The organism is Microcoleus sp. S36a_B3 (assembly GCF_036700745.1).
Lineage (GTDB): Bacteria > Cyanobacteriota > Cyanobacteriia > Cyanobacteriales > Microcoleaceae > Microcoleus.
Genome location: NZ_JAUBPN010000026.1, coordinates 13972 through 39747, shown reverse-complemented (window position 1 = coordinate 39747; position 25776 = coordinate 13972). Strand labels below are relative to the sequence as shown.

22 protein-coding genes are annotated in these 25776 nt (G+C 45.1%); 7 read left to right on the top strand and 15 right to left on the bottom strand.

Going from position 1 to position 25776, the window contains the following annotated elements; genetic code table 11:
• Nucleotides 1-40: 40 nt before the first annotated feature.
• From QUA01_RS22230 to QUA01_RS22195, 8 genes are all read right to left on the bottom strand, one after another.
• Nucleotides 41-814, bottom strand: a complete 774-nt coding sequence (locus QUA01_RS22230) for a class II aldolase/adducin family protein (protein WP_333091598.1) — start codon at nt 812-814, stop codon at nt 41-43.
• An 88-nt stretch (nt 815-902) separates the two neighbouring features.
• Nucleotides 903-1580: a hypothetical protein gene (locus tag QUA01_RS22225; protein ID WP_333091595.1), complete on the bottom strand. Its 678-nt coding sequence runs from the start codon at nt 1578-1580 to the stop codon at nt 903-905.
• A gap of 184 nt (nt 1581-1764) precedes the next feature.
• Nucleotides 1765-3012, bottom strand: a complete 1248-nt coding sequence (locus tag QUA01_RS22220; RefSeq protein WP_333091593.1) for an NAD(P)/FAD-dependent oxidoreductase — start codon at nt 3010-3012, stop codon at nt 1765-1767.
• Nucleotides 3013-3036: 24 nt separating this feature from the next.
• Nucleotides 3037-3195 carry a rubredoxin gene (gene rd, locus QUA01_RS22215; RefSeq protein ID WP_333091592.1) on the bottom strand — a complete coding sequence of 53 codons (159 nt, stop codon included), beginning with the start codon at nt 3193-3195 and terminating at the stop codon, nt 3037-3039.
• Nucleotides 3196-3527: 332 nt separating this feature from the next.
• On the bottom strand, nt 3528-4295 hold the full coding sequence (locus QUA01_RS22210; RefSeq protein WP_333091591.1) for a ChaB family protein: 768 nt from the start codon (nt 4293-4295) through the stop codon (nt 3528-3530).
• Nucleotides 4292-4477 carry a hypothetical protein gene (locus tag QUA01_RS22205; protein WP_333091590.1) on the bottom strand — a complete coding sequence of 62 codons (186 nt, stop codon included), beginning with the start codon at nt 4475-4477 and terminating at the stop codon, nt 4292-4294. The genes QUA01_RS22210 and QUA01_RS22205 overlap by 4 nt, the downstream gene beginning before the upstream one ends.
• Complete coding sequence (locus tag QUA01_RS22200) at nt 4470-4841, bottom strand: DUF5615 family PIN-like protein (protein ID WP_333091589.1); 372 nt, start codon at nt 4839-4841, stop codon at nt 4470-4472. The genes QUA01_RS22205 and QUA01_RS22200 overlap by 8 nt, the downstream gene beginning before the upstream one ends.
• Complete coding sequence (locus tag QUA01_RS22195) at nt 4838-5131, bottom strand: DUF433 domain-containing protein (protein WP_333091588.1); 294 nt, start codon at nt 5129-5131, stop codon at nt 4838-4840. Before QUA01_RS22195 ends, QUA01_RS22200 begins: the two co-directional genes overlap by 4 nt.
• Nucleotides 5132-5211: 80 nt before the next feature.
• Between QUA01_RS22195 and QUA01_RS22190 the strand changes: the two genes are divergently transcribed.
• The 4 genes from QUA01_RS22190 (at nt 5212) to QUA01_RS22175 (ending at nt 9559) form a co-directional block, all read left to right on the top strand.
• Complete coding sequence (locus tag QUA01_RS22190) at nt 5212-5901, top strand: polysaccharide deacetylase family protein (protein ID WP_333091587.1); 690 nt, start codon at nt 5212-5214, stop codon at nt 5899-5901.
• A gap of 4 nt (nt 5902-5905) precedes the next feature.
• Nucleotides 5906-6892 carry a hypothetical protein gene (locus QUA01_RS22185; protein ID WP_333091586.1) on the top strand — a complete coding sequence of 329 codons (987 nt, stop codon included), beginning with the start codon at nt 5906-5908 and terminating at the stop codon, nt 6890-6892.
• A 179-nt stretch (nt 6893-7071) separates the two neighbouring features.
• Entirely contained in the window at nt 7072-8553 is a 1482-nt protein-coding gene (locus tag QUA01_RS22180) for an S-layer homology domain-containing protein (protein ID WP_333091585.1), read from the top strand.
• A 331-nt stretch (nt 8554-8884) separates the two neighbouring features.
• On the top strand, nt 8885-9559 hold the full coding sequence (locus QUA01_RS22175; RefSeq protein WP_333091584.1) for an acetoacetate decarboxylase family protein: 675 nt from the start codon (nt 8885-8887) through the stop codon (nt 9557-9559).
• Nucleotides 9560-9569: 10 nt separating this feature from the next.
• Here QUA01_RS22175 and QUA01_RS22170 read toward each other — a convergent pair whose 3' ends face one another.
• From QUA01_RS22170 to QUA01_RS22150, 5 genes are all read right to left on the bottom strand, one after another.
• Entirely contained in the window at nt 9570-9731 is a 162-nt protein-coding gene (locus QUA01_RS22170; protein ID WP_333091582.1) for a hypothetical protein, read from the bottom strand.
• Nucleotides 9732-9837: 106 nt separating this feature from the next.
• Complete coding sequence (locus QUA01_RS22165; protein ID WP_333091580.1) at nt 9838-10317, bottom strand: orange carotenoid protein N-terminal domain-containing protein; 480 nt, start codon at nt 10315-10317, stop codon at nt 9838-9840.
• Between the two features lie 382 nt (nt 10318-10699).
• On the bottom strand, nt 10700-13825 hold the full coding sequence (locus tag QUA01_RS22160; protein ID WP_333091578.1) for an MFS transporter: 3126 nt from the start codon (nt 13823-13825) through the stop codon (nt 10700-10702).
• A gap of 709 nt (nt 13826-14534) precedes the next feature.
• A complete protein-coding gene (locus QUA01_RS22155; protein ID WP_333091577.1) occupies nt 14535-15509 on the bottom strand; it encodes a hypothetical protein in 975 nt (324 codons plus the stop codon).
• 260 nt (nt 15510-15769) lie between these two features.
• Nucleotides 15770-16084 (bottom strand): hypothetical protein, encoded by a 315-nt coding sequence (locus QUA01_RS22150; RefSeq protein ID WP_333091575.1) that lies wholly within the window; start codon nt 16082-16084, stop codon nt 15770-15772.
• An 85-nt stretch (nt 16085-16169) separates the two neighbouring features.
• Between QUA01_RS22150 and proS the strand changes: the two genes are divergently transcribed.
• The 3 genes from proS (at nt 16170) to QUA01_RS22135 (ending at nt 23246) form a co-directional block, all read left to right on the top strand.
• On the top strand, nt 16170-17975 hold the full coding sequence (gene proS, locus QUA01_RS22145) for a proline--tRNA ligase (protein ID WP_333091572.1): 1806 nt from the start codon (nt 16170-16172) through the stop codon (nt 17973-17975).
• 89 nt (nt 17976-18064) lie between these two features.
• Nucleotides 18065-21037: an adenylate/guanylate cyclase domain-containing protein gene (locus QUA01_RS22140; protein WP_333091571.1), complete on the top strand. Its 2973-nt coding sequence runs from the start codon at nt 18065-18067 to the stop codon at nt 21035-21037.
• A 151-nt stretch (nt 21038-21188) separates the two neighbouring features.
• Nucleotides 21189-23246, top strand: coding sequence for an adenylate/guanylate cyclase domain-containing protein (locus QUA01_RS22135; protein WP_333091570.1), 2058 nt, complete (start codon nt 21189-21191; stop codon nt 23244-23246).
• A 155-nt stretch (nt 23247-23401) separates the two neighbouring features.
• Here the strand turns inward: QUA01_RS22135 and rpmB are convergent, their stop codons facing one another.
• Both rpmB and htpG read right to left on the bottom strand, forming a co-directional pair.
• On the bottom strand, nt 23402-23638 hold the full coding sequence (gene rpmB, locus QUA01_RS22130; RefSeq protein ID WP_194011072.1) for a 50S ribosomal protein L28: 237 nt from the start codon (nt 23636-23638) through the stop codon (nt 23402-23404).
• Between the two features lie 85 nt (nt 23639-23723).
• Entirely contained in the window at nt 23724-25712 is a 1989-nt protein-coding gene (gene htpG / locus QUA01_RS22125) for a molecular chaperone HtpG (protein ID WP_333091569.1), read from the bottom strand.
• Nucleotides 25713-25776 lie beyond the last annotated feature (64 nt).

Below are 25776 nucleotides of genomic sequence, written 5' to 3'. Positions count from 1 at the left end.
GGACTGTGTTTGTGTAATAGCGGTTTCAACCGCCGAGTTTCTAATCTAATAAGTCGGGTTCCCGACGCACTATCATGTCATACAGCGGTTGAAAGCTAAACCATCCCATGCGGTGAGATCCTACTTGCTGCTGTGTTAAACGCGCACATTCTGGCTTGATGAGAATTGGTTTTCCTGCTGCTTCGGCCATTAACTGCGCTTGACAAGAACGTTCCATTGCAATAAACCACCAAGCCGCTTCATCTACTGTTTGACCTACTGTTAACAGTCCGTGATTTTGTAAGATAATGGCTTTTTTCTCACCTAAAGTTTTGGCGATGCGTTTAGCTTCTTCGATTTCCAAAACAACTCCGGTGTAATCGTCAAATAAAGCTTGGTCTTCATAAAAAGAACAAGCATCTTGCGTCAGCGGGTCAAGCAGGCGGCCCAAACTCGACCAACTTTTGCCGTAGGGAGAATGGGCGTGTGCTGCTGCGATTACGTCGGGGCGGGCGCTGTGTACTTGGGAATGAATGGCAAATGCTGCTTCGTTTACGGGTTTATTTCCTTCAACAACTTCGCCTTTGTGGTTGACTAAAATTAGGTCGCTGACTCGAATTAAACTAAAGTGCATTCCAAAGGAATTGACCCAGAAATGGTCTAGGTGTTCGGGGTCGCGGACGGTGATGTGTCCGGCAATTCCTTCGCTGAATCCGAAGCGGGCAAATAATCGGAATGCCGCAGCTAAACGTTGTTTGCGGTGGCGGCGTTCTTCTTCAATTGAGTTGAATGTTGGGGGTTGAATGGTGACTTTGGGGATTTTTATTGCAACCATAGATTTGGGAATTGGGCATTGGGCATTGGGCATTGGGCATTGTTGACTGTTGACTGTTAAATGTTAACCGTTAACTAATGACTACTAACTAATGACTACTGACTTTATCTTCACTCAGGCGCAAACCTGCGATGTTTTTGCAGTCGAAGGTGGCGTTATTGCCGGGGTGGCGCTCGATTAATTCGATGATTTGTCCGGCAGGGTTTTGCAGAAACCACTGAGTTAATGAGCCGTAGTCTAGAGGACGCTCTGATAGCGGTTTAAAGTTTTTATTTTGCCATATTTTAGCAGCATTCTGCACGTTTTCGACTCGAAGCGCAACGTGGTGAACTGCTTCTAATCCTCTTTCTTGCTGAAAGCGGTTTTTTTGGTCGCCGGCTGCGTGGGGCGCATCTAATACTACTAAGCCGCCCGCTGGCATTAATAAGGTCATTAAATGCAGCCACAAATCGGAGGGAACATTAATGTTTTCCGCACAAAAGTTGATCGGGAATAAGTCTGGGCCTTCGACTGTTTTGGCACCGCAATGGCGGAAAGATTCGGCGTATTTTTCGAGTTCGGTGCGGCTAGGAAATGTGATGACAAAGTGGTCGATCGCAACTTGTTCGTCGTACAGGTGTGTTTCAAACGTCCAGGTTGTTAAAAATTCGGGAGTGATAAATTTGGGGCTGAGTTCCAGCAAGCCATTTTTTTCGATGAAAGGTGAGTCAAGATGGCTGTCAAGGTTGCGATCGAACTTTAGGGTTTTTAGATTCAAGTTTTTCATGTATCTCACCCGATGTTGAAGGACGCAAAACTGCGAATTGTGTCTACAAGCTGAAGTGGACACACATTTGGTGCGCCTTAATTCAAAAATAACACAAAACTTAATATTGGCAAGCCGATCGCCCGATCGCAACTCCCAAACCTTTACAGAACAAATATTCCCCAATCTAAAATCTAAAATCGTATCATTTGCCGATCGCGATTCCAGCCAACCACGCCGTAGTCCAAGCACTTTGGAAGTTGAAACCGCCCGTCACGCCGTCGATATCCAAGATTTCGCCCGCAAAGAAAAGTCCGGGACAGCGGCGGCTTTCCATTGTCTTAAAATCAACTTCTTTGAGGTTGACACCGCCACAGGTGACGAACTCTTCTTTAAATGCGCCTTTTCCTGCAATCTGATATTCGCCTTGAACGAGTTCTTGCAGGAGGCGATCGAGGATTTTGTTGGATAAGTCGGCCCAGCGTTTTTGCTCATCAATGCCGATCGAACTTGTCAAGCGTTCCCAGAGGCGACGCGGCACCGGAAACGGACAGCTAGAAACAATCAATCGATGGGACAACTGCGACTTAACCGCTAGCAGTTGCTGCCGCAAAACTTCCGCATTGTACTGGGGAAGCCAATTAATCAGGACAGATGTTTTATAATGGCGATCGTGCAAAAATCTCGCTCCCCAAGCCGAAAGTTTGAGCACAGCAGGCCCGCTTAAACCCCAGTGAGTAATTAACAAAGGCCCGCTTTGTTCTAATTTAGCACCAGGCAATTTTACCTTAGCATTAGGAACAGAAATTCCGGCTAAATCTTTGATTCTGCTATCAGCAATATTGAAAGTAAATAGAGAAGGAACGGGCAGTTCTACAGTATTACCTAACTCTTTTGCCCACTTATAACCCGACGGATTGCTGCCTGTAGCGAGAAGAATGCGATCGGACTTAAAACTCTCCCCCGACTTCAACTCAATTTCAAACCTAGGGGCGGTGTCCCCCTGTTCGCCCTCTGCGGTGTTGCCCGTTAATTTCTTTACTGAAACTACTGCATCGCCAGTGCGAATTTTTACGCCTGCATCCTCAGCAGCCCGGATCAAACAGTTAACAATTGTCCCCGAATCGTCGGTGATCGGAAACATTCGCCCGTCTTCTTCTGTTTTCAACTTCACACCGTGACCTGCAAACCATTCTACAGTATCGCGGGGTTGAAATCGAGTAAAAGCACCGCGAAGAGCTTTCCCTCCTCTGGGGTAATTCTGCACTAAAACACCGGGGTCAAAACAAGCGTGAGTCACGTTGCAGCGCCCGCCGCCAGAGATGCGAACTTTTGCCAGGACTTGCCGGCCAGCTTCTAGTAAAGTGACGCGGGCCTGCGGGTAGGTTTTGGCACAGGTAATTGCACTAAAAAAACCAGCAGCACCGCCGCCGATGACTGTAATTTTGAGCATTCGATCGGACAAATTTTTTCTCGCTTATTCTGGTTCAAAATCGGATTTTGCCGCCCCGCAAGTGGGACAAACCCAATCGTCGGGGATATCTTCAAAGGGTGTACCGGGAGCTATGCCTCCGTCGGGGTCGCCTACTTCTGGATCGTAGACGTAATTGCAAACTGTACAAACGTATTTTTGCATTTGCTTAACTCAATTTTATATTGCAAGCCTATAAATTGTACTTGACAACGCAACTTAGTGCAATATAGCAATCCTTGCAGGAGCCGTAAATTTTTTACCCCACCCCAACCCTCCCCTTAGTAAGGGGAGGGAGTAAGAAATTAACAAATGATTTAGGCTTGCTATATCAGTTTCAAAAAGTAATGAGACTTTCGGTAATTTCCAAGTTTTTACGAATTAAGTTTTGCACCAGTTTTAAATCTCAAATCTAAAATCTAAAATCGTCAAAGCCTCTAGAAGCACAGTTCTAGAGGCTAGATGGTATTTTTTATTAGTTTAGTGCGATTGCAAGACTAGACTTTCGCTAAAGGCTTAGTCCAAACGCCGGTTTCATCTTCTTCGTACTCCTGATGAATAGCGTTCCAAGCGGTGTGTTCCGCTTGTATCGAGTCGTTGCTTTCGTCAAATGCGGCGTTGTAGGATTCCATAAAGGTTTTTTGAGCAGCTTCCGACAGGTGCGATCGCACTTCTGGAGATAAATCTGCCGGACTGTTGCAGCGACCTTTGACGGCGCGCGGCAGCGTCATTTCGTTAACTGAAACTTCTTCGCCACCTGCACTTTCTAGCAAGAGTTGAAATTCGCCCGATTTATCTGCGGGAACTTCTGCCATCACGAGAAATTCGCCTGCTTCAACGCGGGTTTGATAGATAGTTGCTTTGTCTTCGGGCATTCCCAAAGCGACTAAAGCCGAAACTAGACCAGCACCGGCCGAACCTGCGATCGCGCCACTAGCTGCACCCAACAGTACCGCACCCAACGGGCCCGCCGATACTACTGCACCGACAAAGGGAATAAACAGCACGCCGACGCCAGTTAGCAAACCCAAAAAAGAACCGAATAAGGAACCAAAAATCGCTCCGCTTCGCAAGCCTCCTAAAATTACATCTTTTTTAGTCAGAAAGCCGGCAATTTTAGTTTTGGACTGAAAGTTTTTGCCCATTACGGAAATGTGGTCGCGGGAGACTCCGCGATCGAGCAACCGCCGAATTACGCCGTCTAATTGTTCTTCTTCCTTAAATACGGCTGAAACTGTGCGTTCTGCTAGATATTCCTCTGTCATTGTTTCTCCTTGATAATTTTTTGATTAGTTGTGCTGGTTTTCAGTATAGGAGGAGACTGTAGGGCGATCGCATCGATCTTGAGAGAGAGGTGAATGCGATCGGAGATAGTTTGAGGCTCTATCAAAAGAGTTAAGGAATTTTGTAATTGGCGATCGCTCAACTCTGACAGAGACTTATTCATCTCTGATATAAGCCCCCAAATATTCCAAGTTATTTATCATTTCCTCTGCTGATTTAGTAGCCATCAGATTCACAATTCCTCGCATTTGTTCACCCACTGAGTAACGCTGTTGTTGTGCAAGAATGATTCCTGCATGATTTCTATATTCCGCTAAAAATTGACTGTGCAAACTGCTGAAATCTCTCCTATTAAAGCTGTAAAGGACTCGCCCTTGCTCAGTTACCCAAATTAGCTGTTCTTCATCTAAATAGCTGACTCTGTTAGCTTCGGAGGTAGTCAATACGTCTATTCCAGAATTTCGCAGAGCCAATATCAGAGCTTGTTTCTGAATATCTTCATCGAGATACAAACGAATTTGAGTCACGATAAATTACCTACCATAGATTCTGCTTCCAAGCGCTCCCACTCAGCATTTTCTGCTGCTATATCCGCGTCGATTTGGTCTTTGTTCGCATAATAGTAGGCTAATGCACCATAAATTTGTGCTAAAGTCAAGTGCGGTTTTTCATCAAGGATTTGTTCTGGAGTCAGCCCAGCATTGAAATCAATAGCAATATTTTCTACGGTAATTCGAGTTTCGGCGATGCGGGGACGGCCGCCGCAAGTTCCAGACGTGCTGACAATTAGCGTTCCAATATCAACGGCAGTTGTCATATTTACCTCGATTGAGTTAACTTTATTTTATTGTAACGCAGCTTCATTTCTACCCGATCGCACTTTCGCAACATTAACCAATGCCACTAGCACCTTTTTTTCCTGTCGTTCACCCGATTCTCAAAACAGCTTTTCCCGGATGTCTGTGGACGGGAGATAGCAGCAGCCGAGAAATTGCCCTCACATTTGACGACGGGCCGCACCGTCAGCACACACCTCAACTGCTAAAAGTTTTAGATAAATACGACATCAAAGCTAGTTTTTTCTGGTTGGGTTTTTGCGTTGACAGGCATCCAGAAACGGCTAAAGAAGTGTACGATAGCGGACACTGGATCGGCCTCCACGGCTACCAGCACATATCGTTTGCCAAACTCAAAACCCACGAACTAAAACAAAGTTTAGAAGACACGCAAAAAGCAATTGCCAAAGCTTGCGATTTAGACCCAGAATTAATCCGGGACGTGCGGCCGCCGAACGGCATTTTTACGCCGCGAACATTAGAGTTATTGCAGCAGTGGGAATATCGTCCCGTAATGTGGAGTGTCGTCCCGGAAGATTGGGTGCGGCCGGGGGTGATGAAAGTTACTAGCCGCGTCGTGCAGCAAACAGAAAACGGTTCAATTATTGTACTCCACGACGGCTATTCCGGCGGCGAAGATGTTGCCGCTACTGCTGATAAAATAATTCCATTGCTTTTGTATAAAGGTTACAAATTTGTAACAATCGATCGACTGTGGCAACAGGCAAATATTCAAATAACCGGAAATTAAGTCAATGAAAAAAACACTGTTTATTACATCTCTTTGTTTGGCAAGTGCCGGATGGGCGATCGAGCTTTCTCCTGCGTCCCTCAGTGCTGAGATTCCACTTATCGTCCAGCAGCCAGCCGGTGACGTATCCGAGCCTAGGATGGACGCGAAACCCGTTCAAGTCGAACTACTAAATTCCGGAGTCGAACCCCGACAACAGTTGCGTTTAAAACCAAGTTTAGGTGTCAAACAAACGACTGCTATGGCTGTAAAAATGGAGATGGAAGTGTCTGCAGCCGGCAGAAGTACGAAGGTGAATAAAGTTCCGACAATGGTCTTAAATATAGACACAAAAGCCACAAAAATTGATACCAATGGAGATATTCACTACGATTTTTTATACGCTAGTGCAGATATTGCTGCTGATACTCCAAATTTGCCAACTGCGGCCCTGGATAGTATGCGATCGGCAGTTAAAAAGTTAGTTGGATTGAAAGGTTCTTTCATCATGGATAGTCGGGGCGCGAGTAAAGGAGGTAGCTTTACTTTGCCGGAAGAAGCGGACAACAACACCAAACAAATGGTTCAAAATATGTCTAAATCTTTACAACAGCTTGCCTCGCCTCTGCCGGCAGAAGCAGTTGGGAAAGGCGCTAAATGGCGTATCTCTTTTCCATCTAATGTCAGTGGCATGAATCTGAATCAAATTGCTACCTATGAATTGATTGGCTTGCAAGATGGAGTTGCTACTCTCAAAACTAGCGTAGAACAACAAGCAAATCCCCAAAATTTGACTTTACCCCAATTACCTGCTGGCTCTACTATGGCCATAAAATCTTTTGCGTCTCAGGGTCAGGGAGAAGTTATAATGCGACTGGATCAATTAATGCCTGTTCGTTCTGTCGTCTCTATCAATTCTAATTCTGAAATGATTATTAAAGTTGCAGGAAATCCCGAAGAATTAACAATGAAAACAAAAATGTTGATGGAGATGACTTTGGATTCTAAATAAGCGCTCGATCGGGTTGGAATACCTGATATAGCAACCGCCAAGGTTGTTAAAGCATTTATGGTTATTGAACCTTTTGACTACGCTCAGGGAGCAATGACCAAAGGGCCTTGGCGACTGGTATACTATGTAAACCTTGCGTGAGTTTCGATCGCAAATTTGGTGACAAAGGAGGCTGTTCTATGGTTCGATCGCACAAACGTCAAGCTGTCATCGCTTTAGTCGCAGCTTTGGGAACAATCATCGGAAATTTAGTGTTTCCAGGCCTGAATGTAGCCCCGGCATTGGCCGAGGCCAAATTTCAGGATGTTAAAAACCATTGGGCCCAAGGTTGCATAGAAGAATTAGCAGACAAAAAAATCATCAGTGGCTACTACGAAGACGGCAGTTTTCGCCCGAACCGCCCAGTCAGTCGCGCTGAGTTTGCGGCAATGCTGCGTAGGGCTTTTCCAGATGCAAAAACAGTCCGCAATCCGATCGACTTTGCAGATATTCCCACGAACTACTGGGGTTACAAACCAATTCGAGAAGCTTATCAGACGGGTTTTCTATCCGGTTACAGCGGCAGTATTTTTAACCCAACTCTTAACATTCCCCGCTGGCAGGTTTTGGTAGCATTAAGCAGCGGCTTGAAATATACGCCTACAGGGCCAGCGGCTGAGATTTTGGATGCGACTTTTGAAGATGCGCCGGAAATTCCAGAATTGGCAAGAAATGCGATCGCCGCCGCAGCAGAAAAACAACTTGTAGTCAATTATCCCGCCGTCAAACAGCTAGAACCAACGCGCAATGCAACCCGCGCCGAAGTAGCAACTTTCTTGTGTCAGGCGATCGCCAAACCCGGACAAACAGCCTTAGTTCCCTCGCAATACATCGCCCAAGTCCCAACGAATGTCGGCCCGGCGAGAACCACAGAAACCTCGGAATCTGGGAATATTCGGGCTGAAGTTTCTTTCGTCAAAGAAGGAGAAAATGCCAAAAATATCCGCATCAAAATTATCCGAGACGGTCAAACTTTATTAGACGAACCAGTGCTAATTCCGACTCGTTCTCTAGTAGACAATCCCGACAAAAAAGCCAACGAAGAAGTATCAGAAGGGCGTTTGTTATCGGTGCGAATCCGCGATTTTGACGGCGACAAAGAACCGGAAGTGATGGCAGATTTAGTCTCAATCAATAGCGGTGTCCGCTGCTGCAATTATTCGTTTATTTACCGCTACGACTCAGCAGCTAAAAAATACACTCACATCAAGCATTCTTGGGGCAATGTCAGCTACGAAATTGTCGATTTTGGCAAAAATGATATCCCGGAGTTCAAGAGTCTAGACGGGCGATTTGCAGAGGCTTTTACAAATTATGCGGATTCTCGGTTGCCACTGCAAATTTGGCAGTACCACCAAGGTAAAATGGAAGATGTTACTAAGCAGTATCCCGTGGAAGTATACACGAATTCTGCTGAACTGTGGCTGGAATCTAGAAAGCGATCGAGCGAAGATGCAGAGGTAAAAGGGGTGTTGGCCGCTTTCATGGCTAGTAAGTATGTTGCGGGCCAGGAGGCGGAAGGTTGGCAATTGTTGGACAAAGTTTATCAAGGGCGCGATCGCAATCAATTCTTTGCGAAATTGCGCGAGTTTTTGGTGAGTACGGGATATGCGAGTAAGTAGATAAAGAACCCCCTAAATCCCCTTTTAAAAGGGGAGTAGGGGTTGAGGTTGAACGACTCATGTTTTCGCCTTAATGAAGGGAACTTTCAAGACTTTCCCCCCAGGAAGGCAACACTCGAAAGTTCCGCCAACCTCAGGACGGCGATATCCTACGCTAATGCTATCTGAGGGTTGATTTTCGGCAAAGGTTTTTACCTGGTACTTTTTGAGGCTATAAACATTAAGACTTAAATAATTTTCCAAAAACTTTATAAATAAATACCAAAACCAGTTGCTGTTTTAGAAGTTGAGCTAAAATAAGTATAAAATATCCCACATAAAATCCCTGAAAATGGTATATCCACCTGCACCTTGGAATTTGCAAGGTTATGCTGTTCAGACTTTACAATTAATAGATGTCGCACGGGTGCGTCCCTTGGTTCCATCTGAGTTAGAAATAGTCTCTGTATTGCCCGGAAAAACCCTAGGTGGAGTTTATATATCCTCCTACGGATTGGGTTCAGTGATGGAGTACAATGAGTTAATTGTCGTAAGCGCGATCGCCAATTATGCAGGAAAATGGGGCGCTTGGATTTCCCACATCTACGTAGACAACCCTAACTCGGTAGCCGGCGGGCGCGCAATTTGGGGACTCCCTAAAGAATTAGCTCAATTTAGTTGGGAAGGTAACGATGCGGTAAAAGCAACACCGCTAGGCTACCGAGTTACAGTTAGCCAAGCAAACCGTCAACTGTGCAGTCTCAATTACAGTCAGCAAAGTTTAGCACTACCAGTACCTTTTAGCGGAAATGTTTTCAGCACCGATCGCAGAAATTTGCTAATATTCAAAGGAGAGTTTCAGTCTCGAATCGGTTTGATTAAAGGTAAATTAGAAGTAACTGAAGAAAGTCATTTTGCTAGTTTAAACTTAGGTCAGCCCTTGCTTACAGTGGCCTGTGAAGATATGCGTTTAATAGCAGGTGCGCCGGAAGTTGTGGGAAACATAGCTGCTGAATTCAGTTATTAGCTGGAAATTGCTATTGACCTGCAATTCCCGCTTTACGCAGGAATTGCAGGTCAATATTAAACCAACCTTTTGCACCATTAAAAGCGTTGATGCAGTATGTTGGCAAAAAAAACTGGTTTCTGATTGCTCGTGCTGATTGTACTGAAATTAAATCAATTCCGGTTGCACTCATACATGATGTTAACTGTTAACAGTTAACATTCAACATTCAACATTCAACAGTCAACATTCAACAGTCAACCGTGAATTTACTACTCCGATGAAGAGAGGATTTGATATTAAATTCCAGCCCCTGAAGCGGCTTCAGCACCCATTTCTAAAACTGTACCGCGCAGGAAATCAATTTGCTGCTGAAAATCCATGCCCTTAATCTTTGCTAATAAAGCATTTCCAGCTTCGGGAAGTTTATAGTCGGAAGGTACGGGAATAATAGTTCCTTCGTCCATTCCTACTGCCAAGAAGTACCAAAAAGCCAGCTTGGTTTCAGGGCTCATTGAGCCGTACATCCGGCTGATTTCAGTATTGGCTTTTGAGGCAATGTCGCGCATTACTTGCAGTTGTTCTTCCTTGGGCAGCGGCTTGACTTGCTCGAACAAACCCTCAGCAATTTCGGAACCGGCAGCACCCGGAGCCGCTGGCGTGATTGACTTGCCCATTTCGGTGTAAACAAACCACAGCAAACCTAATTGATCGTCTACATTCAAGCTCTGCATATCGGCTTTTCCTTGGTCGTAGGCGCTGGTAGTAGAAAATGTCATGTCAGTCTCCAAAATAATATGTATTGCTCTGTTTGTTTATGGCAAAAACTTGTTTTGCTACTGAATAAAAATTAGCAAATAAATAGGGAGGCTAGAATCTTGCTGAAGGTAGAGATGAACCCGACAGTAATTAGTGGTGGCGGCTCCGAAGGTGGTAGGAAGTTTACAACTAAAGGATGATGCGGTGTGTCTCAGGTCAATTAGATTGAGAGCGTCAAGTTCGATCGAGCGCAATTCAGTTTTTGTTCATTTTTGAGTACATAGGTGCGATCGCTCGAACATTTTTTGCCGTTGGAGCGAATACGATATTATTCCCAAAAAAATAGGCTGGCACACAGCCAGCCTAGAATCAGGAGAATTTTGATTGAAACTTGTTGAAATTCTAGCTAAACAAACCCGAAATACCGCCGACTGCTATTGCTCCAGCCAGGGCCGAAACAACCACAGAAGTTAGAGCTGTACCGAACAGCCACCAAGCAGCAGTTGCTGCGGCTTCGCGCGCATCTTCTGCTTGCTGCTTGGTCTTTTTCTTGATATCTTTAATGCGTTTTTTGGCTTGCTCTTGCAGGCGTTCCGAGCGCGATAGCACGCTGTCCCTGGCTCCTTCAATTTGGTCGATAATTTTGTTAGCTTGGCCTTCTGAAATATCGGAGCGAGAGCTAATTACCGCTACTAAAGTACCGCGATCAAACTCGCCTAAACGCTCTTTAATCGCGTCAAATCCGGCCTGCGGGTCGTCAAATACTTTGCGGAAGTCTCGTTTGATGCTTTCGTAGTTGAGTTCTGGTCGATCGAGCGAATTGAGGTAATCCCGAATTTTTCCGAAAATACCGTCAATTGCCGACTGGAACTTGTCTTGCACCATTTGAAGTTGTTCGACAAATTCGTTGCGGACAGATTCGATACGATCGGCAATTTGGTTAGCTTCCTCTTCGGAGATGTCTTCCCGCTGCGACAGCAAGGCTACCAGCGTACCGCGATCGAAGTGCTTCAGGCGATCGCCCAAACTTTGCATCCCCATTCCCGGCTCGTTAAATAGCAACTGCAAATCGCGTTTGATACCTTCGGGATTGAGTTCTTCCTTGTTGGTATTCTGCAAGTAATTTTCCAAACTTCCTTGGAAATCCTTGACAGTTTTTTGAGCGCGAGATGCCAAGCGGCGGGGCGATTTCACAATGCTGCGAATCGAATCTTGCACGCGATCGATCGTCCGATTGATTTGTTCTTCGCTCAAATCTTCCCGCTGCGAAAGCAACTTGACTAAGGTTTCGCGATCGACCTGAGACAGCCTTTCCCGCAGCGCCAAAGCGCCTTCTTTCGGATTTTCAAACAATTTGGTCAAATCTTGATTGATGGCTTCAGGATCGAGTTCTTCCAGGTTGGTATTCCGCAGGTACTCACCAATTTTGCCAGTAACTTCCTCGTACTGTTCCTTAGCTTTATCCGCCACTATTTGCGGTGCGTGGATAATGTTGTCGCGCACGGATTCGATTTTGTCGATCGCCCCATTTATCTGTTCTTCGTTGAGGTCTTGGCGCTGCGACAGCAGTTGCACCAGCGTATCGCGGTCGAATTGAGACAAGCGTTCTCTCAGCGCTTTCAATCCCGCTTCCGGGTCGCTTAACAGCGTTTGAAACTCGCGCTCGATCGCTTCAGGATTGAGTTCTTCCTTATTAGTATTGCGGAGATACTCTTCTACCTTTTGCCGCACTTCTTGCGCTTTCGATTTCGCTTGCTCTTGCAATTCTTGAGATTTGGCAATTACGTGATCGCGCGAACTTTCCAGTCGGCCGATTAACTGATCTGCTTCCTCTGGACTGAAATCCTCCCGCTGGCCGAGCAATTGTACCAAAGTATCGCGGTCAAATTGCGACAGGCGATCGCGCAACGCCTCAAAACCAGCATCGCGATCGTCCAAAAGCGCTTGGAAGTCCTTCTCGATACCTTCAGGATTCAATTCTTCCTTACCAGTCGATCGCAAATAATTCTCAACTCGGCTGCGTAAATCTTGAGACTGTTCCTCACCCGCAGCATCTCGAACAATTCCCAAAACTTCTTGACGGACACCTTCAAGCTGTTCGGCAATTTCCGTCGCCTGTTCCTGACTAAACCCCTCGCGGCGGCCCAAAATCCCTACAAAATACTCAGGATTAAACATCTCTAACTGGCGCAAAACTGCCCCCGGAGAAGCTTCGGGATCGTAAATAACATCCCTAAATTCCTGCTTGATAGTTTCTCGGTTGAGATGCCAAGGTTGAGTATTCAGCAAGTAATTTTCCACATCAGCCTTAGCTGTATTGAAAGGCAGTGCAGGCAATTTATCGCCCACCTTCTCGCTCAAAGACTTAGCTTTTTCCTTTCCTTTTGCAGTTAGTTGCTGCAACTGACCAGAAATTTTTTCAACATCCAAATCCGACAAATCAGTCCGCGACAAAACAGTGCCCACCAGAGCTTCCACGCCCCACTGCATCGCCCGGTTCATGCCTCCGCTGGACTCCGATTTATTTTCCCGATTTTCCAGAATTTGAGACAGCTTGGCGTTAAGTTCGTCAGACTTCAGCAAATCGGGAGCCGCAAACTTGAGAAAATCAACTAACTCTAAATTCGGGTCTTTCTTTTCTTGCTGCTTGCCAAATGTTTGCTTCCAAACGCCTTCTAGTTGGTCAGCAACTTGATTTATTTCCTCTTTAGAAAAATCGCTGCGGCTGCTAATTAAATCCACAAAAGTCTGGCGGTTAACATTCTTTAAAACATCGGTTCCCGCCAGAGATTTGATATCGGCATCCCCCAGCAACTTTTCAAATTGACCGCGAATTTCCTTGACATCTAACTTCGGCAACTGCAAAGAACCCACATAATCTTGCAGTGTTTCGCGAATGCTCTCCGGGTCTACAGCCGAGCTCAATTCGCGGCGGACAGCAGCCACAGATGCTTCTACAGTATTGACCATTTGGTCGCCCGCCATCTTGCCGCCGATCGCTGAACCGGCAGTACCCATAACGCCTTGAATGCCTGAAAAAGCAGTTTTTATCAAGGAACCAATCATCGAGCCGACGGCGCTAGAACCCAGCCATACCAGGGTTAAAAAGTACGCAGCCCAGATGACAACACCAATAATTGCCGCTCCATCTACCGAGGAAATTGAAGTTAATTTGACTGCCAGAAAACAAGCTACAAATAAAGCTATGTTAACTGTGACTAAAATCCAACCGCCCACTAGACCTTCAGTCTTCCGAATTTTAGTACCAAAACTTTCGGAATCGTCATCATCATCGGGTAAAGCGTCGTCCCAATTAGATATTTTGGCGGCAATCGAGAAATTTGTTAACAGGAATTGGAAGCCGAAAGCCATAATGACTCCGGCGATCAATGCCACGAAAAACTGAGGACTTAGAAACATCAGCCCTGCGACATCCGGGTGCTGGAATGGGACATCTCTTTGCACCGGCATTTGGGCAATATTGAATTTGGGACTGTACAGCGACATTAATAACTCACTTTCAAACATAAATTACCTCCTAAAATTTGATACCTGTTCAGGCATATTGAAATTAGCCCCTAACATTTAACTAGGGGAATTGACACTTTTTAGATGGTGGTTTTTTTCGTCAGGCTTTATCTTAAGGAAGCCCTAATTCGTGAAATAAGGATGAATAGTAAATCAGTTCTTTAGTTATGTCATCCTTACTACTGATTATGGCTCTGGAAGCGGAAAAATAAATCCCTCTAAAGTCAGAAATGAGTTGATTTGCGAGGAGTAGCCGTAGAGTTCGCCCAAAAAATGCAGGTTTGAGGCGGGGGCGACGGCTAGTAATTATCAATAGTAGTAAAGTGGGATGCCGCGCACCCTACATATCGTAGAGTGCGCTGGCTTTTTAGGATTCCCTTTGACTTTCAGGCTGAAAACGAGCTAATAATTGCGATCGATCTAGCTGCATAATCAGTCGCGTGCGATCGAGGGTTTCTAATTGAATCAAAGGCTCGATTATTTGGGCTAATTATTCATCAATCTAGCCAAATCTCACTTACAAAATACTATCAAAGATCAGGCCTTTACCTTGCTCGATACCTTGCTCGATACCTCGCTGAGTTGCTTCTTCAAGTCGTTGCAAATAGAGGGGTAACAGTTCCATGATCAACTCCCGATCTTTTCGATATCTAATAAATAGTAAAGTGATATTTGGCGCACCATACAGATTGTATAGTGCGCTGCTGAGTTAGGATTCCGGTGGATTTTTCGACTGATCAAAACGAGCTAGTAATTCAGTGCGATCTAGCTGGATAATTCGCGTGATTTCGAGGGCTTCTAGTAGAATCAAAGGCTCGATTATTTGGGTTAATTCTTCATCAATCTCGCCAAATTTCACTTGTAGTAGACTCTCAACCATCAGGCGTTTAGTGCGCTGAACTTGCTCCATACCTCGCTGGATACCTTCCTGGATACCTTCCTGGATACCTCGCTGGATACCTTGCTGGATACCTCGCTGAGTTGCATCTTCAAGCCGTTGCAAATAGAGGGGTGACAGTTCCATAATTAACTCCCGATCTTCTCGATCTATGTCTTGACGGACTTCTAAAATCGTTCGCAAGTTGTACAACAATTCTAACGCGCTCAACCGAAAGAAATTATCTGAGGGTAATTCTCTCAATTCGGCAATAGCTTGCTTTTGCACGTTTCCCTTCCCCAAAATCCTCAGCCACAGCGTTTCGGGAGTGCGGGGCAGTTGGTGAATGGCAATGATTGCTGCTTTCAGAGACGGACTCAGAAAATAAACTCCATTTACCCAATTTTCGGGTTCGGGAATCGCTCCAAATCCAGCTAACATAACGTCGGAAACCGTCGGCGACAGTATCCAGAGTTGTGGCAAGTCTGCCTCTGCAATCCTGCTATTATCTCTGGCTGCGACTCGTTCATATTCGGCGTGGACATCAAATAGTTTGCCCAAACAACTGCGAATTTCTCCAGTTTGAACAGGACTGCGGAATGGTTCCAATACAGCGGGTTTTGCTGCAATTTGACCCAAAATGCCGAGGGCTGTTGCTTCGACTTCTGGTTCCGCTTTGGGGGCAAAAAAAACGTCAATCTGCCTCACTTCTCCAGCAATGTCGAGGCTGGTTTCGACTTTGCCCAGAGGGGTTAATAGTTCTTTGAGATACTGTTTGGCGAATTGGTCGTGGATGAATCTAGTCATGAGAATTGTCAGCTATCAAGTGTTTAAAAACCTCGCCACTACTCGTCTACTCGCTACTCGTTACTCGTTACCAAGCTATACCTGGTAATGCAGATCGGCAGGCTCGGCCTCCATTGTTGCAGCGGAGGCTCTGCTTCTGGAAAATTTCATGCTCTGGCTGGGAACCAGTTAAACCAGTTAAAAACAGTTAAATCTGCTCGTCAAAATTATCAGATATCAACTGTTTAAAACTCTAGTAATCAACTATTAATTATCAACTATCAACCATCAACTGTCAACTTTTGGCAGCATTTACCCTCGCAGTTGCGTCGGCTGCGAATACACCCGTATTCCTCGAAACGTTGACTGTGTTTGCAAACAGTAGGATAGGCAACTAAATTTAAAGGAATTCCGATTAGTTTGTACACCAATCGACCAGCAGCATGAAGAACATCCCAAGTTTCGCTCAAGTTAGGTTCCCTAACAAATTCTCCTATTTCATCTTTTAAGGCAATCCACTGAGATTGCAGAGTAGGAGAGTGACAATTATCAAATGCTGTCATACCTTTTTGATAATTTTTCCAAATTTTGTTCATAGATTTAATCAAATCTGGCTTAGTTCTGATAATATCAGAAGTTAATCTGAGATTACAATCATCCGGTATTTTAAGGAAATCAGCTATGCGACTCTCTCAAATGCTTTTTGTCACTCTGCGGGAAGACCCTGCAGAAGCAGAAATTCCCAGCCACAAACTATTACTCCGTGCGGGATACATCCGGCGCATCGGTAGCGGAATTTACGCTTATCTGCCTTTGATGTGGCGAGTTCTCAAAAAAGTCTCCCAAATTGTGCGGGAAGAAATGGATGCTACCGGCGCTCAAGAATGCCTTCTCCCGCAACTGCAACCTGCTGATTTGTGGCGGGAATCCGGTCGCTGGGATACCTACACTCAAGCTGAAGGTATCATGTTTTCTCTCACAGACCGCCGCGATACTGAGTTGGGATTGGGCCCCACTCACGAAGAGGTAATTACTACAATTGCTAAGGATATGGTTCGTTCCTATCGGCAGTTGCCTTTGCATCTCTATCAAATTCAAACTAAGTTTCGCGATGAAATTCGCCCGCGTTTTGGGTTGATGCGCGGTCGCGAGTTTATTATGAAAGATGGCTATTCTTTTCATACGAGCGAAGAAAGTTTGAAAAAAACTTATCAGGATATGGATCGAGCATACAGCAATATGCTGCGCCGATCGGGCTTGGAATTCCGAGCAGTAGATGCCGATTCTGGTGCAATTGGTGGCTCTGGTTCTCAAGAGTTTATGGTGCTGGCAGAAGCGGGTGAGGATGAAGTTCTTTATACTGAAGACGGTCAGTATGCTGCTAATGTGGAGAAGGCTGTATCGATTCCTGCTGATGCGGAACTGTCGCCCTTTACAACTTTTGAAAAGCGGGAAACGCCGGGAACTGACACAATTGATAAACTGGGCAAGTTTTTGAAGTGTTCTCCGACGCAAGTTGTCAAAAATGTACTTTATCAGGCTGTTTATGACAGCGGTATTACAGTTTTGGTATTGGTAAGTATTCGCGGCGACCAAGATGTGAATCAGGTAAAGTTGCTGAATGAATTGACGAAGTTAGCACCAAATTATCAAGCTAAAACTGTTTTATTTTTGACGGTTCCTGATGCGGAAGCTCAGGGGAAATGGGCGGCTAAATCTTTGCCTCTGGGTTATATGGCTCCGGATCTTGCTGATGATTATATCGCTGGAAGCAAGGAGGTAAATTCTAAGTTTTTGCGTTTGGTCGATCGCACTGCAGTCGATCTAACCAACTTTGTCACTGGTTGTAACGAGTCAGGATACCACGTTGTCGGGGCTAATTGGAACAAAGAATTTCCGCTACCAGCAACGGTTGTAGGTGTCAGAACGGCCAAAAAGGGCGATCGGGCAATGCACAACCCGGAACAAACCTTGCAAAGCGCCAGAGGTATCGAAGTCGGCCACATCTTCCAATTAGGAACCAAATACTCGCAAGCAATGGGCGCCACCTACACCAGCGAACAAGGCGAAGAAATGCCCTTAATTATGGGCTGCTACGGTGTCGGCGTGTCGCGGCTGGCTCAATCTGCCGTAGAACAATCCTACGACAAAGACGGGATCGTCTGGCCCGTGGCGATCGCGCCGTATCACGCCATCATTAGCATCCCCAACATTTCCGACGCCCAACAAGTAGAAGTCGCCGAAAAACTCTACGCAGAACTCAATCAATCTGGCATTGAAACCCTACTAGATGACCGAGACGAACGAGCCGGAGTTAAATTTAAAGATGCTGATTTAATCGGCATTCCCTATCGCATTGTTACAGGTCGTTCGCTGAAATCAGGTAAAGTTGAAATTGTGGAAAGAGCAACTCACAAATCCCATGAAATTCTCATTGAGGAAGTCAATTCTACTTTGAAAGAGTGGATTGAGGCCGCCATCAAATAAGCCTTAATAACGGTAAGGTGCGCAGTGCGCAACGTATAGAGGTAAGGTGCGCAGTGCGCACCCTACATTAACGAGTAATAAGGTGCGATATGAATCTGAATATAAGTCAGTTTCTTCGATTCCCTCAATCCCGAATTTGGCGCTACTTAGCCCAAGTAACTATCGTTGCGATCGCTTACGCCGTGGGGGCGAGACTAGCATTTGCAATTCAAGGTGTCAATCCGTTTGCTGCCTCGGTGTGGCCCCCCGCAGGAATTGCACAAGCCGGACTTTTATTGTTTGGCAGAAAAGTCTGGCCTGCGATTGTTTTAGGTATATTTTTACTCAATTTTGTTAACCCAACTGAACAGATATTTGCGGTTTGGCTGGGAGGAAACATTGGTGCTATTCTGCAAGCTAGTTTTGGAGCAACTGTGCTGCGGTGGCTGAGGTTTCGTCCCTCTCTAGAACGTTTGAAAGATGTAGTTAATTTAATCTTGTTTGGCGGTCTAATTTCTACTCAAATTAGTTGTACTATCGGCGCTCTTTCCATATATTTGGCTGGTAAAGTAGATTTGTCAGAATATTGGTCGCTTCGGTGGAATTGGTGGTTGGGTGACGCAATGGGAGTTTTGATTTTGACTCCCTTAATCCTGATATTTTTTCGTCCTCAAGTAACCGCCGATCGTTTAAAAATACAAACATATCTTCCGAAAAATTATTTAATTTGGCGGGGAGTATGGTTGCTCTTATTAATTGGGGTGAGCTGGTTTGTATTTGAATCGAAAAATGACGCTTCTATTTCTCGCTATCCCCTTGAATATTTGCCGTTTCCTTTGATAATTTGGGCGGCGCTCCAGTTCGGTCAGCGGGCGGCTGTTCTGGCATCGTTAGTTGTCTCAACGATCGCAATTTTAGGCAGTTCTAATGGAGGCGGGCCGTTTATAGCCAAAGCAGAAAATATTAGTCAGGCTATTTTATTTTTACAAGCTTTTATGGCTGTAGTTACGATTACTTCGCTGTTATTGGCAGCGACGGTAGCCGAACGCGCAGCGGCCGAAAATTCTCTGCGAGAAAGTGAAATCAAATATCGAGAGTTGGTGGAAAATGCTAACAGTATTATTGTCAAATTAGAGCCAAAAGGTAAAATTATTTTTTTTAATGAGTTTGCCGAAATGTTGTTTGGCTACAATCAGAAAGAAATCCTGGGCAAAAATGCAGTGGGAACAATTCTTCCCCAAACCGACGACGAAGGGAATAACTTAGAGTTGGTTTATAATGAAATTTTACAAAATCCCGATCGCTTTACTAACTATGAAAATGAGAATATCCGGCGTGACGGATCTCGCATTTGGGTATCTTGGGCAAATAAACCGCTGTTTGATGCAGCGGGAGAACTCCAGGGTATCCTCTGCATCGGCACAGATATCACCGATCGCCGCAACGCCGAAATAGCCTTACAAAAGTTGAATGAAAAGCTGGAAATACGAGTAGAAGAGCGGACAAATGCCCTGAAACAAAGCGAACTTCAGCTACAGAAACAGAAATCGGCATTAATTGATTTAGCCAAAAATAAAGCGCTGAATCAAGGCGATTTAACCAAAGCACTTGAAGAAATTACTGAGACTGCTAGCCGTACTCTGGAAGTTGCGCGATCGAGTGTCTGGTTGTACGATCGCCCTAAATCTAAGATGGAGTGCTTGGATTTGTTCGATCGCACCGCCAACCAGCACTCAAAGGGTATGGAATTAGCAGAAGCAGACTATCCTGTCTATTTTCACACACTTCAAGAAGAACGAGCAATTGCTGCTTTTGACGCGCAAAAAGATTTCAGAACTAGAGAATTTGTGGAAGATTACCTAATTCCGTTGGGCATCACTTCCATGCTAGACACGCCGATTCAAATAGGCGGAGAAACAGCAGGAGTTCTCTGTTTGGAACACGTAGGAATGCCGCGCTATTGGACTATTGAAGAACAAAGTTTCGCTGTTTCTCTAACAGACTCTGTAACTTTTGCCGTAGAAGCGCGGGAACGCCAGCGCGCTGAAGCAGCGCTGCGGCAAGCTGAAGCCAAATACCGCAGCATTTTTGAAAATGCGATCGTCGGCATCTTTCAAACTACTCCCGATGGGGAATATCTCAGCGTCAATCCTGCTTTGATTCGCATTTATGGTTACAGTTCCTGCGAGGAGTTGATGGCAAATTTAACTGATATTAATCGCCAGCTCTATGTCGATCAAGAACAGCGCGCTGAAGTCATAGATTTAATGCGAATCAACGGCAAAGTATCGGATTTAGAATCTCAAGTTTACCGTCAAGATGGCAGTATAATTTGGACTGCCGAAAATGCTTATACTGTCTGCGACATACATGGAAATTTGCTTTATTACGAAGGTACTGTTGAAGATATCACAACTCGCAAAGAAGCTGAGGCAGCTTTGCGCTTAGAACAAGAAAAATCCGATCGCCTCCTGCTCAACGTGTTACCACAAGCGATCGCCGAAAGACTCAAACAAGACCAAAGCATCATCGCCGATACTTTTGCCGAAGTAACAGTATTGTTTGCCGATATAGTCGGTTTTACCCAAATTAGTTCCCAAATTTCTCCGCCGGAATTGGTTTCGCTGCTTAACGACATTTTTTCCACCTTCGATCGCCTAGCCCAAAAGCACGGATTGGAAAAAATTAAGACCATTGGTGACGCTTATATGGTAGTTGGAGGGCTGCCCCTGCCCCGCAGCGATCATGCAGAGGCGATCGCCCAAATGGCCCTGGATATGCAGCAGGCAATTATTGATTTCAGCCACACCCAAAATCAAGATGTCAGCATCAGAATCGGCATCAACAGCGGCCCAGTTGTCGCGGGAGTCATCGGGATTAAAAAATTTATCTACGATTTGTGGGGAGACACCGTTAACACCGCTTCTCGCATGGAATCCCACGGCTTACCGGGCTGTATTCAAGTCACTTCTGCAACTTATGATATATTGCAGTACAAGTATGTATTTGAAAGTCGTGGCGCGATCGAAGTCAAAGGCAAAGGTGAAATGAACACTTATTTTCTCACAGGCATTAAATTGTAAAAGAAGGAAGAAGGAAGAAGGAAGAGGGAAGAAGGAAGAGGAAAAACAGAGGGAAAAAGGAATAAACAATGTTCAGCTCATATTTATGCAATTAATTAGATCCTAATCGTCTTGGCTGTGGGCATAGCCAGTTAAAAATATAAAGCTCAGTATGAACCAAAACAAAAATCTGTTTCTGCGATTTGCTCAATCTATAAATTGGCAATACTTAGCAAAAATAGCTGCCATTGCCTTTGCTTACGCTTTAGGAGCAAAAATAGCAGTTTCAATCCCCGGCGTAAATAAATTAGCTACCTGCGTCTGGCCGCCCGCAGGAATTGCACAAGCCGCAATTTTATTATTTGGTTGGCGAGTTTGGCCGGGAATAGCTTTAGGCGTATTTTTTTACGAGACTATTAACCTTAATGTGTCTTTAACACTTGCAACAATTAGTGCTTTTTGTGCTTGTTTACAAGCTTTGTGCGCTTTTACTTTGCTGCACAAGCTCAACTTTCGCCCCTCACTTGAGCGGCTAATCGATGTAGTCAATTTAGTCTTTTGCGGTGCTGTAGTTGCCACTCAAATTAACTCCACTCTCGGCACGCTGCGCCTCGGTGTAACTGGTTTAATTGAGTGGAGCGAATATTGGCCAATTCGCTGGAATTGGTATCTTGGAGATACATTGGGAGTGGTAATTTTTACTCCCCTGCTGCTGATTATATACCAAAAACAAGCCACACGCCATCCACAAAATACAGGCAGTCAAACAATTGTAAATCGAATCAGTGCCGGAATATGCCTGCTGTTATTAGTAACAGTCAGTTGGCTCGTCTACAACTCAAAAAGTGAAAGTAATCTCTCCGGGTATCCCCTCGAATACTTGCCATTTCCCTTGGTAATTTGGGCAACCATTCAATTCGGTCAGATCGGGGCTGTTTTAGCATCTTTCATTGTATCCTGTATCGCCATTTGGGGAGGTTCTCAGGGAGGTGGCCCTTTTATTGCCAAAGCGGACAATATTAATCAGGCTATCTTGTTTTTGCAGGCTTTTATGAGCGTAATTGTAGTTACATCACTGCTGTTAGCTGCCACTGTAGCCGAACGCGCATCAGCAGAGGATTCGCTGCGGCAAAGTGAAATTAAGTATCGGGAATTAGTCGAAAATGCTAACAGCATTATTTTAAAAATAGATACGGAAGGAAATATTACTTTTTTTAACGAGTTTGCACAGAAGTTTTTCGGTTACGACGAAAAAGAGATAATTGGCAAACACGCAGTGGGAACAATTATTCCCGAGATAGATACAAAAGGAAATGACTTGGGAGCAAAGTTGAGAGATATTTTGCAAAACCCAGAACAATACACGCGAAATGAAAATGAAAGTATGCGGCGCAGCGGCGAGCTGGTTTGGGTATCGTGGGCAAATAAACCGCTGTTTGACGCGGCAGGAAATTTTGTGGGAATGCTGGGAATCGGTACGGATATCACAGAGCGCAGGCGAGCTGAAATGGCGCTTTATAAGCTGAATGAAGAGTTAGAATTTAGAGTTGAAGAACGAACTAATGCTCTGAATGATACTTTAAGTGCACTGCGGGTTCAACAGGAACAATCAGAACGGTTGCTGTTAAATATTTTGCCGGAAGAAATAGCCAATCGGTTGAAGCGGGGAGATAGTACGATCGCAGATACTTTTGCTGATGTTACTGTCTTATTTGCGGATATAGTAGGTTTTACTCAATTGAGTTCGCGAGTTTCTCCTACAGAATTAGTTGCTTTGCTGAATGAAATTTTTTCGACATTTGACAACCTAGCAGAAAGACACGGTTTGGAAAAAATTAAGACGATTGGCGACGCTTACATGGTAGTTGGAGGGCTGCCAATTGCTCGCCCGGATCACGCAGAAGCGATCGCAGAAATGGCCCTGGATATGCAGCAGGCAATTACTGACTTCAGCAATATCCACAATCAAGATTTCAGCATTAGAATCGGCATCAACACTGGCCCGGTTGTCGCCGGAGTCATCGGGATTAAAAAATTTATTTACGATTTGTGGGGAGACACCGTTAACACCGCTTCTCGCATGGAATCCCACGGCTTACCGGGCTGTATTCAAGTCACTTCTGCAACTTATTATATATTGCACTACAAGTATGTATTTGAAAGTCGTGGCGCGATCGAAGTTAAAGGCAAAGGTGAAATGACTACTTATTTACTGAAATGTAGAATGTAGTTCTAATCTAGGTTTGTAATCGGGACTTGAGTCGTTTGTTTTCTGATTCGTGGAGAAGGAGTGAAGTCCTCACTAGGAAGGCTTTTTTTGTAAAAGTAAGGGCGATCGCACTTTTAATTTTATACGATCGCCCTTTGCTCAATTAACAAGGTTATTTAAAGCTTGTAAAGGTTAATTCCAGCTTTCTTAGCCATAATTTCCAAACCCTTGTGTTCCAAGGTTTTAATTGCCTTCGTAGAAAGGTGCAATCTTACCCAGCGCTTTTCCTGCGGCCACCAAATCCGCTTCCACTGTAAATTTGCGTCTTGCAACTTGTGAGTGCGGTGGTGCGAGTGAGAAACCGCAAAACCGTTATTCGCCTTCTTCCCCGTTAACTGACATTTCCGTGACATATTGCCCTCCAGACTACTTGTTTGTGATGCAGCCTTTTATTATAGAGCAAGGACTAGGCGCGCAATGCGCGCCACACTTGCAAGATTACATTGCACGTTCAGTTAATTTTGTCAAGACATTGTTCGATCGCTCGACAAACTCTTTCATCCCCTCAGCATCGAAACCCTTCTGCGCCATCAAAGCCAAGTCATAAACGTGGTGACAAATCATACTCGCCAACTGCGCCGACGGAGACTCGCCACCGTCTTGAATAATCGCACCCTGACTCAAATTCGCCAGATTTTGAATCAGCGGGTGAGACGTATTCACCAGCAAAACGTGTTCTTCGGGGAATTCCGCTGCTTGCTGCTGTAACAGCGCCGTCATATCCCGCATCCGGCGCAAAGCTTCCGGTAAAAGGACGATCGCAGGTGGCGCACCCTCAGTAGAGTCAGACTTCAAAGCTTCGGTGCGGATGTTCACTTTCGGCTTGTTGAGAGCATTTTGGAACATTTCTTTAACTTGTTCGCTGCGAGTTTTATTCGTCGCCGGATCGACAATTTCCGCTTCTTTTTCTTTATCAATTAGCGTGTCGTCAATGTCCGAATCAACCCGCAAGAATTTAACATCAGAATATTCTCGTTCCAAGAAACTGATAAAGTGCGTGTCGATGAAAGAATCCATAAACAGCACTTCTAAACCTTGGCTTTTGTGCAGGGCGACGTAAGTTGCTTGAGACGCAGGTTCCGTACAGTAAAACACGCGATTTTCGTGACGTGTTTGATTGCGTTCCAAATACTCTTTCAGTGTCGTGTAAGGCAGTGTCGAAGCGGAACTATCCGATTTCGGAGTTACATCTTGCCACAAATCTCCGTCCTCTGTTTGCACCTGCACTTCTGGGGTTGTAGTTTCTGGCTTGTCTGCTGTTGGCTCGTAGGTGCTGCGGTAGATTAAGATATCTTCGACTTGCTTTTTGAACTTGTCATCGTTAAGAGCTCCAAACTTGACAAAAGTTCCGATATCTTGCCAGCAGCGGATGTATTCCGATCGGTCGTCGCGGTAAAGTTCCTTCAGGCGATCGCCTACTTTTTTCGCAATATAGTCAGCGATTCTCCGCACAGTGCGATTGCTTTGCAAAGAACTGCGAGAAACGTTCAGCGGAATGTCGGTACTGTCAATGACTCCCCGCAGCGGCATCAAAAATTTCGGGATAATTTCTTCGCAGTGGTCGCTGACAAAAACCTGATTGCAGAATAGCTTAATATTACCTTGGGTAACATCAACATCCGGCCGCAATTTGGGGAAGAAAAGAATGCCGTTGACAATAAAAGGATAGTCTGTATTTAGGTGTACCCAAAGCAGTGGCTCGTCTTGGAACGGGTAAAGGTAGCGGTACAGTTCCAAGTAATCTTCTTTTTGCAAATTGCTGGCTGATTCCCGCCAGATTGCTTTGTGTTTGTTGAGTTCTTCTCCCTCAAATTTGATGGGAACCGGCATGAAATCGCAGTAGGTTTTGATTAACTGCTTAATGCGGCTGGCTTCTACATATTCCTGTTCTTCATCTTGGAGAGTGAGAGTAATTGTAGTACCGCGTTCGGTGCGGCTGGATTCTGATAGTTCAAAAGCGGGGGAACCGTCGCAAGACCAATGTACTGCTTGGGAACCTTCTTTGTAGGAAAGAGTGTCAATGTCTACTTTCTTGGCGACCATGAAAGAAGAGTAGAAACCGAGTCCAAAGTGACCGATAATTGCGTCGTCGCCGCTGCCTTGGTATTTTTGAATAAATTCTTCAGCGCTGGAAAAAGCGACTTGGTTGATGTATTTTTTTACCTCGTCGGCGGTCATGCCGATGCCGTTATCGGAAATTGAGAGGGTTTTGTTTTCTGTGTCGATCGCAATGTTGATTTGCGGTTCGCCAATGTCGCCGCTGTATTCGCCGGAACGGGAAACCATTTTGAGTTTGGCAATGGCATCGACGGCGTTAGAAATTAGTTCCCGCAAGAAGACTTCGTGGTCGGTGTATAGCGACTTCTTGATAATCGGGAAAATATTCTCGGTATGGATAGAGATTGTTCCCTGTTCTAAAACTGTCATAGTTCTTCGCTAGGTATTTTTTAAGAGTCATTCGTCATTAGTCAGTAGTCAGTAGTTATTTGTT

Coding starts and splice junctions, on each gene's coding strand:
- QUA01_RS22230 (WP_333091598.1), bottom strand. CDS start 814: ATGGTTGCAATAAAAATCCCCAAAGTCACCATTCAACCCCCAACATTC.
- QUA01_RS22225 (WP_333091595.1), bottom strand. CDS start 1,580: ATGAAAAACTTGAATCTAAAAACCCTAAAGTTCGATCGCAACCTTGAC.
- QUA01_RS22220 (WP_333091593.1), bottom strand. CDS start 3,012: ATGCTCAAAATTACAGTCATCGGCGGCGGTGCTGCTGGTTTTTTTAGT.
- rd (WP_333091592.1), bottom strand. CDS start 3,195: ATGCAAAAATACGTTTGTACAGTTTGCAATTACGTCTACGATCCAGAA.
- QUA01_RS22210 (WP_333091591.1), bottom strand. CDS start 4,295: ATGACAGAGGAATATCTAGCAGAACGCACAGTTTCAGCCGTATTTAAG.
- QUA01_RS22205 (WP_333091590.1), bottom strand. CDS start 4,477: ATGAATAAGTCTCTGTCAGAGTTGAGCGATCGCCAATTACAAAATTCC.
- QUA01_RS22195 (WP_333091588.1), bottom strand. CDS start 5,131: ATGACAACTGCCGTTGATATTGGAACGCTAATTGTCAGCACGTCTGGA.
- QUA01_RS22190 (WP_333091587.1), top strand. CDS start 5,212: ATGCCACTAGCACCTTTTTTTCCTGTCGTTCACCCGATTCTCAAAACA.
- QUA01_RS22185 (WP_333091586.1), top strand. CDS start 5,906: ATGAAAAAAACACTGTTTATTACATCTCTTTGTTTGGCAAGTGCCGGA.
- QUA01_RS22180 (WP_333091585.1), top strand. CDS start 7,072: ATGGTTCGATCGCACAAACGTCAAGCTGTCATCGCTTTAGTCGCAGCT.
- QUA01_RS22175 (WP_333091584.1), top strand. CDS start 8,885: ATGGTATATCCACCTGCACCTTGGAATTTGCAAGGTTATGCTGTTCAG.
- QUA01_RS22170 (WP_333091582.1), bottom strand. CDS start 9,731: ATGAGTGCAACCGGAATTGATTTAATTTCAGTACAATCAGCACGAGCA.
- QUA01_RS22165 (WP_333091580.1), bottom strand. CDS start 10,317: ATGACATTTTCTACTACCAGCGCCTACGACCAAGGAAAAGCCGATATG.
- QUA01_RS22160 (WP_333091578.1), bottom strand. CDS start 13,825: ATGTTTGAAAGTGAGTTATTAATGTCGCTGTACAGTCCCAAATTCAAT.
- QUA01_RS22155 (WP_333091577.1), bottom strand. CDS start 15,509: ATGACTAGATTCATCCACGACCAATTCGCCAAACAGTATCTCAAAGAA.
- QUA01_RS22150 (WP_333091575.1), bottom strand. CDS start 16,084: ATGAACAAAATTTGGAAAAATTATCAAAAAGGTATGACAGCATTTGAT.
- proS (WP_333091572.1), top strand. CDS start 16,170: ATGCGACTCTCTCAAATGCTTTTTGTCACTCTGCGGGAAGACCCTGCA.
- QUA01_RS22140 (WP_333091571.1), top strand. CDS start 18,065: ATGAATCTGAATATAAGTCAGTTTCTTCGATTCCCTCAATCCCGAATT.
- QUA01_RS22135 (WP_333091570.1), top strand. CDS start 21,189: ATGAACCAAAACAAAAATCTGTTTCTGCGATTTGCTCAATCTATAAAT.
- rpmB (WP_194011072.1), bottom strand. CDS start 23,638: ATGTCACGGAAATGTCAGTTAACGGGGAAGAAGGCGAATAACGGTTTT.
- htpG (WP_333091569.1), bottom strand. CDS start 25,712: ATGACAGTTTTAGAACAGGGAACAATCTCTATCCATACCGAGAATATT.